The sequence below is a fragment of the Pseudomonas shirazica genome, from assembly GCF_015168335.1.
Taxonomy (GTDB): domain Bacteria; phylum Pseudomonadota; class Gammaproteobacteria; order Pseudomonadales; family Pseudomonadaceae; genus Aquipseudomonas; species Aquipseudomonas asiatica.
Map to the genome: position 1 here is coordinate 5,448,453 of NZ_CP063456.1, position 13,784 is coordinate 5,462,236.

General features: G+C 62.9%; 11 protein-coding genes and 1 pseudogene. 8 read left to right on the plus strand and 4 right to left on the minus strand.

Annotation, left to right across the window (positions count from 1 at the left end):
- Positions 1-184 precede the first annotated feature (184 nt).
- The 3 genes from cyaY to rnk all read left to right on the plus strand — a co-directional run bounded on the left by cyaY (position 185) and on the right by rnk (position 1,300).
- Complete coding sequence (cyaY, locus tag IMX18_RS25130) at positions 185-517, plus strand: iron donor protein CyaY (RefSeq protein WP_004375540.1); 333 nt, start codon at positions 185-187, stop codon at positions 515-517.
- A 1-nt stretch (position 518) separates the two neighbouring features.
- A complete protein-coding gene (locus IMX18_RS25135) occupies positions 519-743 on the plus strand; it encodes a DUF1289 domain-containing protein (protein ID WP_013974742.1) in 225 nt (74 codons plus the stop codon).
- Positions 744-889: 146 nt separating this feature from the next.
- Complete coding sequence (rnk, locus tag IMX18_RS25140; protein WP_015272249.1) at positions 890-1,300, plus strand: nucleoside diphosphate kinase regulator; 411 nt, start codon at positions 890-892, stop codon at positions 1,298-1,300.
- Positions 1,301-1,415: 115 nt separating this feature from the next.
- Here rnk and IMX18_RS25145 read toward each other — a convergent pair whose 3' ends face one another.
- Positions 1,416-4,271, minus strand: coding sequence for a class I adenylate cyclase (locus IMX18_RS25145; protein WP_217189998.1), 2,856 nt, complete (start codon positions 4,269-4,271; stop codon positions 1,416-1,418).
- A 172-nt stretch (positions 4,272-4,443) separates the two neighbouring features.
- On the opposite strand from IMX18_RS25145, the gene IMX18_RS25150 reads away from it, so the two are divergent.
- Positions 4,444-4,896 (plus strand): YaiI/YqxD family protein, encoded by a 453-nt coding sequence (locus IMX18_RS25150; RefSeq protein WP_013974739.1) that lies wholly within the window; start codon positions 4,444-4,446, stop codon positions 4,894-4,896.
- A gap of 153 nt (positions 4,897-5,049) precedes the next feature.
- On the opposite strand, the gene elbB is transcribed toward IMX18_RS25150, so the two are convergent.
- On the minus strand, positions 5,050-5,709 hold the full coding sequence (gene elbB, locus IMX18_RS25155) for an isoprenoid biosynthesis glyoxalase ElbB (RefSeq protein WP_004375530.1): 660 nt from the start codon (positions 5,707-5,709) through the stop codon (positions 5,050-5,052).
- Between the two features lie 310 nt (positions 5,710-6,019).
- On the opposite strand from elbB, the pseudogene IMX18_RS28140 reads away from it, so the two are divergent.
- Positions 6,020-6,400 (plus strand): annotated as a pseudogene (locus IMX18_RS28140) (sterol desaturase family protein); the annotation flags it as partial.
- Between the two features lie 549 nt (positions 6,401-6,949).
- Here IMX18_RS28140 and IMX18_RS25165 read toward each other — a convergent pair.
- Positions 6,950-7,594, minus strand: coding sequence for a DedA family protein (locus tag IMX18_RS25165; protein ID WP_015272245.1), 645 nt, complete (start codon positions 7,592-7,594; stop codon positions 6,950-6,952).
- Positions 7,595-7,807: 213 nt separating this feature from the next.
- Here IMX18_RS25165 and ppk1 point away from each other — a divergent pair, with 213 nt between their 5' ends.
- Positions 7,808-10,048, plus strand: coding sequence for a polyphosphate kinase 1 (ppk1, locus tag IMX18_RS25170; RefSeq protein ID WP_013974735.1), 2,241 nt, complete (start codon positions 7,808-7,810; stop codon positions 10,046-10,048).
- On the opposite strand, the gene ppx is transcribed toward ppk1, so the two are convergent.
- Positions 10,035-11,537, minus strand: a complete 1,503-nt coding sequence (gene ppx, locus IMX18_RS25175) for an exopolyphosphatase (protein ID WP_004375529.1) — start codon at positions 11,535-11,537, stop codon at positions 10,035-10,037. The two genes, ppk1 and ppx, sit on opposite strands and share 14 nt — an antisense overlap.
- Before the next feature lie 256 nt (positions 11,538-11,793).
- On the opposite strand from ppx, the gene trxA reads away from it, so the two are divergent.
- Positions 11,794-12,120 carry a thioredoxin TrxA gene (trxA, locus tag IMX18_RS25180; RefSeq protein WP_012274768.1) on the plus strand — a complete coding sequence of 109 codons (327 nt, stop codon included), beginning with the start codon at positions 11,794-11,796 and terminating at the stop codon, positions 12,118-12,120.
- A gap of 373 nt (positions 12,121-12,493) precedes the next feature.
- Positions 12,494-13,753 (plus strand): transcription termination factor Rho, encoded by a 1,260-nt coding sequence (gene rho, locus IMX18_RS25185; RefSeq protein ID WP_003253661.1) that lies wholly within the window; start codon positions 12,494-12,496, stop codon positions 13,751-13,753.
- Positions 13,754-13,784 lie beyond the last annotated feature (31 nt).

The following is a 13,784-nucleotide window of genomic DNA, read 5'->3' on the forward strand; positions in this document are numbered from 1 at the left end:
AACACCGGCAAAGCCGGTGCCACACACCGCGGCACCTGATTCGCGGGCATGCCCGCTCCCACAGGTACTGCGCTGGCTTTGAGTTCATGCCAGTGAAGGTAGCGGCTAAACCTTTGCATTCGGCGGCAAGCGCCCGTATCTTGCCGGGCTTGCCTGTAACGCAGCCAATTTCGAGGTTCCTGCAATGAGTTTGAGTGAAGCGCGTTTCCATGATCTGGTCGACGCGACCCAACAGGCCCTGGAAGACCTGTTCGACGAGAGCGGCCTGGATCTGGACATGGAGAACTCCGCTGGTGTCCTGACCATCAAGTTCGACAATGGCAGCACGCTGATCTTCAGCCGCCAGGAGCCGCTGCGCCAGCTGTGGCTGGCCGACCGTTCCGGCGGTTTCCACTTCGACTACGACGAAGAAAGCGGCAAGTGGGTGTGCGAGAAGAGCGAGGAGCTGCTGGGCGAAATGCTCGAGCGCATCGTCTGGGAGCGGGCCGGCGAGAAGCTGGACTTCGACGAGATCTGACATGAGCAGTACCCAGGCCCGGCCGCCCAAACCGCTCTACAGCAACGTCAGCCCCGCCGTGCCGTCGCCGTGCATCAGCGTTTGCCGGCTGGACGAACAGCGGGTGTGCACAGGTTGCCACCGGCATGTCGAGCATATCCGTGAATGGCGTTCGGCCGATGACGAACGGCGCCGGCAGATTTGCCGCGAGGCCCAGGCCCTGCGCGACCAGGCTAAGGCACACTGATCGCAGGGGCTTGAGTATTTACCCGGCTGTGGTAACGTCGGGTTCTGCGTCGGTGACGCCAAAGCCTTCACAAACCCCGCCCTTGGGCGGGGTTTTGCTTTATCTGCACGATGAAAACCGCCTGTTCAAAGGAGTCTGACTGGATCATGAGCACCAAGCCTTCCCTCATCCTCACCCGATTGGACGTACAACGTCTGGAGCGTCTGATCGACAGCCTCGACGAGAGTACGCCGGGTGTGCTCGCCCTGCAGGGCGAGCTGGACCGCGCCGAGCAGGTGGTCGGTCACGAGGAAGTTCCGGCTGGCGTGGTGACCATGAACTCGCGTGTGCACTGCCGTGAGGAAGCCAGCGGCAAGGACTACCACCTGACCCTGGTATACCCGAAGGATGCCGGGCCGGAAGGCAAGGTCTCGATCCTGGCGCCGATCGGTTGCGCCTTGCTGGGGTTGTCGGTGGGCGCGCAGATCGACTGGCCGGCGCCGGGGGGCAAGACCCTCAAGCTGAAGCTGCTGGAAGTGGAATACCAGCCGGAAGCGGCGGGCGATTTCGACCTGTAAGGGCTAGGGGGCCGCTTTGCGGCCCATCGCGACACAAGGCCGCTCCTACAGGATTACGCATTCCCTGTAGGAGCAGCCTTGTGTCGCGAAAGGGGCGCAACGCGCCCCCGGCAATTCAAGCCTCTTGCGCCAAAACCTGCTCCAACCCCTCGTTCAAAGCCTGCTCCAGCTCCCGCTTGTAGCGCAGGTACAGCTGCGTCGACCCCAGCTGGTCATCCAGCAACTCGGACAAATCCAGGTCCGTGATGTAACAGCGGTACTGCCCTGCACCACGTCGCTGCCCGATGATCTGCCGGGCCACCACCGCATACAACTGCTCACCATGCTCCAGTTCGGAAAACTCCTGCTGGTCGCAATACAGCGTCACGTGCGCCGCGCCTGCCACCCCGGCCTGGATGATCGCCTGCACCTCATAGTAAGGCTGGTCGCTACCCTCGGCCGGCGCCTGGCGCGGCTCGATGCTGCGCGCCTTGCCTGGCCCGGAAGGCAACAGTTGCGCGTAGTGGATGTCCAGTGAAGCCGCGCGCTGGGTGTCCAGCGGTAGCCGGGCATCACGGCGCATCACCACCGAGCGCAGAAAACGCTGCAGCGGCAACAGCAAGTGAGCTTCGTCTTGCAGCGGCAGGCGTTGCTGCCACAGGGCATTGTATTCATCCAGCACGTACAACTCGGCCCAGCCACCCTGCAGGCGGTAGAACACCTGGATGCAGAAAGGCCGGCCTTGCTCCAGCACCAGGTGCAGGTCGTGGTCCTGCAGGGCGTTGGCATCCAGGTACAGTGGGCTGTAGGCGCTGCGTTCTTCGCCCAGGTGGTTCAGCAGTGCCTCATGCTCGGCCAAGGTGGTGAGGCCGACATGCCCGGGCATCAGCTCCAGCACATGGGTGTGCTGGGCCACCTGCAGCAGGTAGCGGTGGTTCAGGCCCTGGTCCAGCAGCAGTTGTACGGTGTCGAATATTTCCTCCACGCGTTGGCCTATGGCCTGGGCGCGGCTCTGGCAGAAGCAACGCACCCGCACCTTCGGCCGGTGTCCGCGCGGCACGGGGCTGTTGAGGAAGTCGCGCAGGCAGCGCACCAGTGCGTGCTCGCCGTCATAGCGCTGGACCAGTACTTCGTTCCAGCTGTTGAGGATGACCTGGTCCAGGGTCAGGACCAGGTTTTCGCGCACGCCTGCGTAGCTCAAAGAGTCGGTGCGCTCGGTGGTCATCAGGATGTTCAGGTCGCGGTGGTGGCGCAGCGGGTCGATGGCGACGTTGACCAGCAACAGCACCTCGTCGGCAACGCTCGGCTGCAACAAGCGCACCTCGCTGACGGTCGGCAAGGGCAGGGGAATGCTTTGCTGCAGGCAGCCGATCAGGTTGAACAGCTCGAATTCGCTGAGGTCGCTGACACCCGGGTGCAGCGCCAGGCGCGTGCTGCTGTCGATCACCCCGTTGCGATAAGCCCAGGTCAGCAACTCGAGCAGCTCGCGGCAGCGCTTGAGCGGGCTGAAGTGGTCCACCTCATGGGGGCTCAGGTTGCCGGTGTACAGCTCCCAGTGATGGCTGCCGGGCTCCTTGCGATTAGGCGCTTGTACCAGGGTCAGGGTGCCTTCGGCCAGGTCCGGGGCGATACCGGGGTTGATGACTTCGACCTTGCCGGCGCGGCGCTCGAAGGCGGCGTAAAGGCGCCGGCCCAGCACATTGAGATCGCGTTGGTCGGCGCGGCTGCTGGCGTTCTGGGTGCGAGCGAACTGGCTGAGAAATCGGTAGCTATGGTTCAGTTCGGCCACCAGTTCACGGCGCTCGATGGCAACCTGCTGCACCTTCCATTGATTGCGACTGTCCAGCAGGGCCAGCTGGCGCTCGTCCCAACCCCATTCGTCGGCCAGGCGCTGCAACAGCCGGCGTTGCCAGCCATTGGCCCGGGTCGGGTCGCTGAGTTTCTTGTTCACCTTCAGGTACAGGCTGCGCCGCACCAGCTCCAGGCGCGCGTGTTCGCCACGCTGCAGCAGGTAGCGCTCGATGCGCCGGTACACCATCACGTAGGGGTCCAGCTCGTCGAGGTCTAGCTGGTTGGCGAACACTGCCTGCTTGTAGTCCAGGCTCAGGCAGCGAACGGTGGGGTGCTCGCTGGCATAGGCCTCGGTCAGCAGCAGCTTGAGCAGCGACTTGTAGGGCGAGTCGATGCCTTTGAACAGCTGCCACAAGCCGGCGCCGACGAACTCGCCGGGCGGGATGTGCGCCAGGTTGCCGAGATCGAGGGCGTCCTGGCTGCGGATGAAACGCTTGGACAGCAGGGTCTGGGTATAGGTGTGGTAATCGTGTTCCTGGTAGACCGGCACCAGCCACCACAGTGGCGTGCGCCCGGCCAGCCAGATAGTGGTGCGGTAGAACTCGTCCAGCAGCAGATAGTGCTGGGTGGTGCCGCAATCGTCGGAGCCGAGCTGGCCTTCGCGCTGGCCTTGGGCGAAACCTTGCGTGTCGATCAGGAAGAAGTGCGCCTCGGCACCCAGGCTTTCCGCCCATGCCTCAAGCAGCTGGCATTTGCGGCGCAGTTCGTCCAGCAGCTCATCGGCCAGGCCCGGGGCGTGGCAAACCCACAGGTCCATGTCGCTTTGCTCGGCTTGGGCCAGTGAGCCCAGGCTGCCCATCAGGAACAGGCCGTGGATCGGCCGCGGTGGGTTGCCATGGCGGGCCTTGTAGGTGAACGAGCGGGCAAGACGCTGTGCCTCGACTACAAGATCGGCGCCTGGCTCGTAGCCCGATACGCCGGCAGGAGTGCTCCCGGAAACATAGCCTGGCAGCAGCGGGTGGTTCACATGAAACAGCAGCGGCAGCAGTGTCAGCACCTGTTGCTGGCGCGTCGACAGGCCCTCCAGGGCCCGCTGCAGCCGGCCCTGGTTGAGCCGCAGGAAGCGCGCACGCAATGTCGCCAGGACCTTGCGGTCGATGCCTTCGTCCAGGTCGGGGCGGATTTCGTGGGGGTGGTTCATTGCGCACTCGGGCAGGCCAGCGGGGCTGTGGCGAGTGTAGCCTGAGTGGCGAGGTCGGATAAGCGGCAATTGAAATATTGGCGCCATTTTTCCAGCGCCCATGGGTGGCTGCTGCAGCTTTCGTTGCGCTTGAGGCATGATGGGGGCCTCAAGCTGATTGCGAGGTTTTCCGATGCGTGTGTGGATCGATGCCGACGCCTGCCCCAAGGCAGCCAAGGATCTGATCGTCAAGTTCGCCCTCAAGCGCAAGTTCGAGGTAGTGATGGTGGCGGGCCAGGCTGTGGCCAAGCCGGCGTTCGCTATCGTGCGCCTGATCGTGGTACCCAGCGGCATGGACGCAGCCGACGATTACCTGGTGGAGCACGCCGTGCCTGGTGAGTTGGTGATCTGCAGTGACGTGCCGCTGGCCGACCGCCTGGTGAAAAAGGGCGTGGCGGCGCTGGACCCCCGCGGGCGCGAGTTCGACGAACGCAACATGGGTGACCGGCTGGCGGCGCGCAACTTGTTTACCGAGTTGCGCGAGCAGGGCCAGGTGGGGGGAGGGCAGGCGCCTTATGGCGAGCGCGAGAAGCAGGCGTTTGCCAATGCGCTGGACCGGATCATCGCCCGGTTGTCCAAACCCTGAGGGCAGGCGCGGTCCCTGTAGGAGCGGCCTTGTGTCGCGATCGGGCCGCAGCGCGGCCCCAGGTTTTCAGCTTCGCCACATAAATTGCCGGGGCCGCTTCGCGGCCCGATCGCGACACAAGGCCGCCCCTACACCGCGCGTGCCAGCAAGAACCTATTCGTGCGTCAGCTCCAGCACCCGATCCACCAGCTTGTAGATCCCGCCAGCCGCTTCACTGATCGACTTGGCCTCCATGTACGCCGGGGTGGTCACCAGCTTGCGCTGGGTGTCCTCGACAATATCGTGCACATCGCATTCTTCATGAGTGCCACCCATCTTCTGCACGGCCGCCGCAGTGCCAGCGTCGGTACCGATAGTGCAGACCACGCCTGGCCCGTAGATCTTCGCCGCCAGCGCCGGCGAGATGCAGATCAGGCCGACCGGCTTGCAGGCGTCGGCAAAGGCTTCGGCCAGGGCCAGCACATCCGGGTTAACGGTGCAGTTGGCGCCTTCCACGGCAAAGTTGGACAGGTTCTTCGCCGCCCCGAAACCGCCCGGCACGATCAGCGCATCGAAGTCTTCGGCCTTGGCCTCGCGGATGTCCTTGACCTCGCCGCGGGCAATGCGCGCCGACTCCACCAGCACATTCCGCGATTCGGGCATTTCCTCGCCGGTCAGGTGGTTGATCACATGCATCTGCGCAATGTTCGGCGCGAAGCACTGCACCTGCGCACCACGCTGGTCGAGGCGCAGCAGGGTGATCACGCTTTCGTGGATTTCGGCGCCGTCATAAACGCCACAGCCGGAAAGAATCACCGCTACTTTTTTTGTCATGCTTTCTACTCCAGTGTCGAGGCGCTAAATGTCCTCTAGTTTGGCAGATGTAGCCATAGGGATTCCTGCAAGCGCGGCCTAATCTTGGCGGATAACGTCTGAGGTCGTACCCATGGACCTGATCCTGCTGGCCGTGCCGTTCTTCTTCGTGCTGATCGCCGTCGAACTGCTGGCCGACCGTGTGCGCGGCCAGCGCAACTTCACCCTGGCCGACTCGATCAACAGCCTCAGCACCGGTGCGCTGTCGACCAGTACCGGGTTGCTGACCAAAGGGGTGGGGCTGGTGACCTATGCCCTGGCGTTCGAACACATGGCGTTGCTGCGCCTGCCGCCGCAGGCCTGGTGGGTGTGGTTGCTGGCCTTTGTCCTGTACGACTTCTGCTACTACTGGCTGCATCGTCTTGGCCACGAGCGCAACGTGCTGTGGGCTGCGCATTCGGTGCATCATCAGAGCGAGGAGTACAACCTCACCACGGCGCTGCGCCAGACCAGCAGTGGGTTCATCTTCTCGTGGCTGTTCTACCTGCCGCTGGCGTTGCTCGGTGTGCCGCCGCTGGTGTTCATCACGGTGGCATCGCTCAACCTGCTGTACCAGTTCTGGGTGCATACCCGGCACATTCCCAAGCTGGGCTGGCTTGAGTGGGTGTTGATCACGCCATCCAACCATCGCGTCCACCATGCGCAAAATCCTGCTTACTTGGATCGCAATTACGGCGGCGTGTTCATTCTCTGGGATCGTCTGTTCGGCACCTTCAAAGAGGAGGACCCAGCCGAGCCGGTGGTGTTCGGGGTGACCACGCCGCTGGCCAGCTGGAACCCGCTGTGGGCCAACCTGCAGTTCTATGCCCAGCTCTGGCACGACGCCCGGCGCACCGACAGCCTGTGGGACAAGCTGCGCATCTGGTTCATGCCCACCGGCTGGCGCCCGGCCGATGTGGCCGCACGCTACCCGCAGGCCAAGCAGGACCTGGCGTTGTTTCGCAAGTTCGAGGTTGCCTTGGGCCGTGCGCAGCAGGCCTATGTGGCGGCGCAATTCGTGGGTTACGTGGCGCTAGGCAGCTATCTGATGGAGGTGGCCGAGCGCGTGCCAATCGCCGCCCTGGTACTTGGCTGGGCGCAGATGGCGTTTGGCTTGTTCGTACTTGGCGCGCTGCTGGAGAACCGACCATGGGCCATACGCCTGGAGTTGGTACGGTTGCTGGCAAATGCGCCGGCGCTTTACCTGGCGGGCGCACTGGGCCTAGCGGTGGTCGTGCCGCCGACCTGGTTGTTCCTCGTGGCTTACAGCCTGCTCAGCCTCTGGGGCCTGGGCTTTGCCCGCCGCCTTGCGCTCCGCGCGCAACGTGCGGAAGCGCCGGCGCAGCCACAACAGGCCGCCCAGCGCCAACAGGCCACCGAGCACCCATAGCTCGTAGCGCTTCACGTTGCCCAGCAGGCCTTCAAGGATGGCGCCGAAGTGATACGCGGCCGCGCCCAGGGCCACTGCCCAGATGGCCGCGCCGATACCGTTCAGCAGCAAATAGCGGCGTGGCGGGTAGCCGGACAGGCCAATGGCCACCGGCATGACCGTGCGCAAGCCATAGACGAAGCGGAAACTCAGTACCCAGATGTCGGGGTGGCGACGGATGTGGTCCAGCGCCCGGTCACCCATCGCCTGCCAGCGTGGCTTGCGCGCCAGGATCCTGCGCCCGTGGCGGCGGCCCATGAAGTACCACAGCTGGTCGCCGGCATAACTGCCGAAAAATGCCACCAGACACACCAGGTTGATGTCCATGTAACCGCGGAACGCAAGGAATCCTGCAAGCACCAGGATGGTCTCGCCTTCGAAGAAGGTGCCTAGAAAAAGGGCGAAGTAGCCGAAATCCTGCAGGAATTGTTGAAGCATTTTCTGAGGTGCTGGCGAAATGAACGCGAAGCCTACCCCTTCGCGCGCGTTCGTGAAAGTGTCCAGATGTGTCTCGACATGAACAATTCCTGCTTGGAGAATGCCAGAAGCCACGCGCCACGGCTTGCCCTGGCGTGTAACACAGGCGTCATAATGGGCGCTTATCTTGCCGCTCAATAGATGATAGGGCGTTAACGTCCTCAGGAACGCCAGATGAATAATGAAGTGCTAACCCCTGTCGCGATCAAGGATGCTCAGGAACTCCCCGAAGAGATGGTGCAGACCCCGCCAGACCTGCCGCCAGCGCCCCTGCCTGCCGAACCGGTGGCAGAGACTGCGGCCCCGGCCCCTGCGCCGGCCCCGGCGATCGTCATCCCAGGCCTGGACGACAGCAGCCTGTACATTCATCGCGAACTCTCGCAGCTGCAGTTCAATATCCGTGTGCTGGAGCAGGCGCTGGACGAGAACTACCCGCTGCTCGAACGCCTCAAGTTCCTGTTGATCTTCTCCAGCAACCTCGACGAATTCTTCGAGATCCGCGTCGCCGGCCTGAAGAAGCAGATCAACTTTGCCCGTGAACAGGCCGGTGCCGACGGCCTGCAGCCGCACCAGGCGCTGGCGCGTATCAGCGACCTGGTGCACAGCGAAGTGGAGCGCCAGTACGCGATCCTCAACGACGTGCTGCTGCCCGAGCTGGAAAAGCACCATATCCGCTTCATCCGCCGGCGTTACTGGACGCCCAAGCTCAAGACCTGGGTGCGCCGCTACTTCCGCGACGAAATCGCCCCGATCATCACCCCGATCGGCCTCGACCCGACCCACCCGTTCCCGCTGCTGGTGAACAAGAGTCTCAACTTCATCGTCGAGCTTGAGGGTGTCGACGCCTTCGGCCGCGATTCGGGCCTGGCGATCATCCCGGCCCCGCGCCTGCTACCGCGGGTCATCCGGGTGCCGGAAGAGGTGGGTGGGCCGGGCGCCAACTATGTGTTCCTGTCGTCGATGATCCACGCGCACGCCGACGACTTGTTCCAGGGCATGAAGGTGAAGGGCTGCTACCAGTTCCGCCTGACCCGTAACGCCGACCTGGCGCTGGACTCCGAAGAGGTCGATGACTTGGCCCGCGCCCTGCGCGGCGAGCTGTTCTCGCGCCGCTACGGTGACGCCGTTCGCCTGGAAGTGGCCGACACCTGCCCGAAACACCTGTCGGACTACTTGCTCAAACAGTTCAGCCTCAGCGAAAGCGAGCTTTACCAGGTCAACGGCCCGGTCAACCTTACCCGCCTGTTCAGCATCACTGGCCTGGACAGCCACCCCGAGTTGCAGTACACGCCGTTCACCCCGGCGATCCCCAAGCTGCTGCAGAACGCCGACAACATATTCAGCGTGATCGGCAAGCAGGATATCCTGCTGATGCACCCGTTCGAGTCCTTCACCCCGGTGATCGACCTGCTGCGCCAGGCCGCCAAGGACCCGCACGTGCTTGCCGTGCGCCAGACCCTTTACCGTTCCGGGGCCAACTCGGAAATCGTCGATGCGCTGGTGGACGCGGCGCGTAACGGCAAGGAGGTCACTGCGGTGATCGAGTTGCGGGCGCGCTTCGACGAAGAGTCCAACCTGCAGATGGCCAGCCGCCTGCAAGCGGCCGGTGCGGTGGTGATCTACGGCGTGGTCGGCTTCAAGACCCACGCCAAGATGATGCTGATTCTGCGCCGAGAGCACGGCGAGATTGTGCGTTATGCGCACCTGGGCACCGGTAACTACCACGCCGGCAACGCCCGTCTGTACACCGACTACAGCCTGCTGACCTCCGACGACGCCCTCACCGAGGACGTCGGCAAGCTGTTCAGCCAGTTGATCGGCATGGGCAAGACCCTGCGCATGAAGAAGCTGCTGCACGCGCCGTTCACCCTGAAGAAGGGCATGCTCGACATGATCGCGCGGGAAACCCAGTTCGCCCTCGAAGGCAAGCCGGCGCATATCATCGCCAAGTTCAACTCGCTGACCGACGCGAAGGTCATCAAGGCGCTGTACAAGGCCAGCCAGTCGGGCGTGAAGATCGACCTGGTGGTGCGTGGCATGTGCTGCCTGCGCCCAGGCATTCCGGGGGTTTCGCACAACATCCAGGTGCGCTCGATCATCGGCCGCTTCCTCGAGCACACGCGGGTGTTCTACTTCCTCAATGGCGGCGAAGAGCAGATCTACCTGTCCAGTGCCGACTGGATGGAGCGCAACCTCGACAAGCGCGTCGAAACCTGCTTCCCGGTGGAAGGCAAGAAGCTGTTGCTGCGGGTGAAGAAGGAGCTGGAAGGCTACCTGACCGATAACACCCACGCCTGGACCCTGCAGCCGGACGGGCGCTATGTGCGCAGCACGCCGACCGGCAACCAGAACCCGCGCAGTGCCCAGGCGACCCTGCTGGAGCGCCTGAGCAACCCGGTCCTCAACGTACGCTGAGGACGAAGCCGACCCGGGCCAGCCACTCCGCCTCGTTGGCGAAGTCGGCCTGGGTCAGCTGGTTCTGTTCCAGCCAGCCCTCCGGGAAGGCGACATCGAGGCTGCTGTCGGCAGCCTTGAGCTCGACCTTCGGCATCTGCTGATTGCCACGGATGTGGTGGAACAGGATGGCGAAGCGCAGCAGCACGCACAGGCGCAGCAGCTTGACTCCTTCCTCGCCCAGTTCGGCGATCTTGTCCTTTGGGATGTTGCGGCGATGGCCGCGTACCAGCAAGGCCATCATCTGCTGGTCCTCGCGGGAGAAGCCCGACAGGTCGGAGTGTTCGATCAGGTAGGCGCCGTGTTTATGGTAGTGGTAATGGGCGATATCCAGGCCGATTTCGTGCACTTTCGCCGCCCAGCCCAGCAGATCGCGCCAATTACCGTCTTTTAGGTCCCACGCGTCGGCCACCTGGTCGAAGGCGTGCAATGCCTTGCGCTCGACGCGCGCGGCCTGGCCCTGATCCACGTGGTAGCGCTCCATCAGCGAGTTCAGGGTGCGTTCGCGCACGTCTTCGTGGTGGTGGCGGCCCAGCAGGTCGAACAGCACGCCTTCGCGCAGGGCGCCGTCGCAGTGGTCCATGCGCTGCAGTTCCAGGGCATCGAAGATCGCTTCGAGAATCGCCAGGCCCGCCGGGAAGATGGTGCGGCGGTCCGGCTTGACGCCTTCGAAGTCGATCTTGTCGACCTCTCCCAGCTTGAACAGCTTGCGTTTGACCCAGGCCAGCCCTTCGGCGTTGACCTCGCCATTGCCCAGGCCGCCTGCCTTGATGGCGGCGCCGATGGCACGAATGGTACCGGACGAGCCGATGGCCTCGTCCCAGGTCAGGCGGTGCAGGGCATTCTCGATGCTCATCAGCTCCAGGCGCGCGGCGGTGTAGGCCTGGGCGTAGCGGGCCGGGGTTATCTTGCCGTCGCGGAAGTAGCGCTGGGTGAAGCTTACACAGCCCATCTGAAGGCTTTCGCGCAGCAGCGGCTCGAAGCGCTGGCCGATGATGAACTCGGTACTGCCGCCGCCGATATCGGCCACCAGGCGCTTGCCGGGGGTGTCGGCCAGGGTGTGCGACACGCCCAGGTAGATCAGGCGCGCTTCTTCACGGCCGGAGATCACCTCGACCGGGTGGCCAAGGATGGCTTCGGCGCGCTGGATGAATTCGTTGCGGTTGCGCGCTTCGCGCAAGGCGTTGGTACCGACGATGCGCACGGAGCCTGCCGGCATGCCGTTGATCAGTTGGGAAAAGCGCTTGAGGCAATCCAGGCCTCGTTCCATTGCCTCTTCGCTGAGCATGCGTTCTTCGTCGATGCCGGCGGCCAGTTGAACCTTCTCGCCGAGCCGCTCGAGAATGCGGATTTCGGTATGGTGGGCCTTGGCCACGACCATGTGGAAGCTGTTGGAGCCAAGGTCGATGGCGGCGATCAGGGACAGGTTCTTCGCGATGGTATGCGGCATGATCTGGTTGTTCTCGGTCGTTAACCCGGCAATCGTGCCACGATAGCAGGCTGTCGCCAACGCGTGGCACACAGCCGTTGAGCTGGCCTTGATGCAAGGCAATGTGCCATTCGATGCTATGACGTTTGCATGACAGTTTCGATTCGTGGCGTCTTGCACAACTATAGTTACACTCAATCGTCCGCGGCTTCCTGTAGGAGACGGGTGCGGCTATGATGGGCAACGTTTTTTATTGCTTACGACCTTGGAGATTTCCATGAGCGACAAAATCAAACACGTCACCGACGCCAGCTTCGAAGCCGACGTACTGCAGGCTCAAGGCCCGGTGCTGGTCGACTACTGGGCTGAATGGTGCGGCCCATGCAAGATGATCGCTCCGGTTCTGGACGATATCGCTGCCACCTACGAGGGCAAGCTGACCGTCGCCAAGCTGAACATCGACGAGAACCAGGAAACCCCGGCCAAGCACGGCGTGCGTGGTATCCCGACGCTGATGCTGTTCAAGAACGGCAACGTCGAAGCCACCAAGGTCGGCGCCCTGTCCAAATCGCAGCTGGCCGCGTTCCTCGACGCCCACCTGTGATGTAAAAAAGCCCCGCAGATGCGGGGTTTTTTTTGCCTCTGCAAAGGCAGTCTTGCCCATGTAGGAGCAGCCTTGTGCTGCGAAAGGGCCGGTAAGGCTGACGTTGTCGCTGCGGTTGATGGCCTCTTCGCAGCACAAGGCTGCTCCTACGGGCAGGTGTGTTGCAGCTGAAAATGGCAGGGCAAAACCACTAGACGCAGAAAAAAGCAAGTGTTACATTCGGCCTCGCACTGCTTCTCCAGTGCCCTCTACACGCCGTCGCCGAAGCATCCCTAATTCGAATCAGTACGCGATCTTGTCGCCATCTAGCGGCGCGGCCTCATTAAGCCAGAAGCTTAATTCTCCCTTCTTACATGATTACGTCATTCCCCTTATGAACCTGACTGAACTCAAGCAAAAGCCGATTACCGATCTTTTGGAAATGGCCGAACAGATGGGCATCGAAAACATGGCCCGTTCGCGCAAACAGGACGTGATTTTCGCCCTGCTGAAGAAGCACGCGAAAAGCGGCGAAGAGATCTCGGGTGACGGCGTGCTGGAGATTCTCCAGGATGGTTTCGGTTTCCTGCGTTCGGCTGATGCGTCCTACCTGGCCGGCCCTGACGATATCTACGTCTCGCCCAGCCAGATCCGCCGCTTCAACCTGCGTACCGGCGACACCATCGTCGGCAAGATCCGCCCGCCGAAGGAAGGGGAGCGTTACTTCGCCCTGCTGAAGGTCGACACCATCAACTTCGACCGCCCGGAAAACGCGAAGAACAAGATCCTGTTCGAAAACCTGACGCCGCTGTTCCCGAACAAGCGCCTGAAGATGGAAGCCGGTAACGGCTCCACCGAAGACCTGACCGGCCGCGTCATCGACCTGTGCGCCCCGATCGGCAAAGGCCAGCGTGGCCTGATCGTTGCTCCGCCGAAAGCGGGCAAGACGATCATGTTGCAGAACATCGCGGCCAACATCACCCGTAACAACCCCGAGTGCCACCTGATCGTTCTGCTGATCGACGAGCGCCCGGAAGAAGTGACCGAAATGCAGCGCACCGTGCGCGGCGAAGTGGTTGCCTCCACCTTCGACGAGCCGCCAACCCGCCACGTGCAGGTTGCCGAAATGGTAATCGAGAAGGCCAAGCGCCTGGTCGAGCACAAGAAGGATGTGGTCATCCTGCTGGACTCCATCACCCGTCTGGCGCGTGCCTACAACACCGTGATCCCGAGCTCCGGCAAGGTACTGACCGGTGGTGTCGACGCCCACGCCCTGGAGAAGCCGAAGCGCTTCTTCGGCGCCGCGCGTAACATCGAGGAAGGCGGTTCGCTGACCATCATCGCTACCGCGCTGGTCGAAACCGGCTCGAAGATGGACGAAGTGATCTACGAAGAGTTCAAGGGCACCGGCAACATGGAGCTGCCTCTGGACCGCCGCATCGCCGAGAAGCGCGTGTTCCCGGCCATCAACATCAACCGCTCCGGTACCCGCCGCGAAGAGCTGCTGACTGCCGACGACGAGCTGCAGCGCATGTGGATCCTGCGCAAGTTGCTGCACCCGATGGACGAAATCGCCGCCATTGAGTTCCTGGTCGACAAGCTCAAGCAGACCAAGACCAACGACGAGTTCTTCCTGTCGATGAAGCGCAAGTAAGCGTTTCAGGCCGGATTTGATTGGGGCTGCT

Coding starts and splice junctions, on each gene's coding strand:
- cyaY (WP_004375540.1), top strand. CDS start 185: ATGAGTTTGAGTGAAGCGCGTTTCCATGATCTGGTCGACGCGACCCAA.
- IMX18_RS25135 (WP_013974742.1), top strand. CDS start 519: ATGAGCAGTACCCAGGCCCGGCCGCCCAAACCGCTCTACAGCAACGTC.
- rnk (WP_015272249.1), top strand. CDS start 890: ATGAGCACCAAGCCTTCCCTCATCCTCACCCGATTGGACGTACAACGT.
- IMX18_RS25145 (WP_217189998.1), bottom strand. CDS start 4,271: ATGAACCACCCCCACGAAATCCGCCCCGACCTGGACGAAGGCATCGAC.
- IMX18_RS25150 (WP_013974739.1), top strand. CDS start 4,444: ATGCGTGTGTGGATCGATGCCGACGCCTGCCCCAAGGCAGCCAAGGAT.
- elbB (WP_004375530.1), bottom strand. CDS start 5,709: ATGACAAAAAAAGTAGCGGTGATTCTTTCCGGCTGTGGCGTTTATGAC.
- IMX18_RS25165 (WP_015272245.1), bottom strand. CDS start 7,594: ATGCTTCAACAATTCCTGCAGGATTTCGGCTACTTCGCCCTTTTTCTA.
- ppk1 (WP_013974735.1), top strand. CDS start 7,808: ATGAATAATGAAGTGCTAACCCCTGTCGCGATCAAGGATGCTCAGGAA.
- ppx (WP_004375529.1), bottom strand. CDS start 11,537: ATGCCGCATACCATCGCGAAGAACCTGTCCCTGATCGCCGCCATCGAC.
- trxA (WP_012274768.1), top strand. CDS start 11,794: ATGAGCGACAAAATCAAACACGTCACCGACGCCAGCTTCGAAGCCGAC.
- rho (WP_003253661.1), top strand. CDS start 12,494: ATGAACCTGACTGAACTCAAGCAAAAGCCGATTACCGATCTTTTGGAA.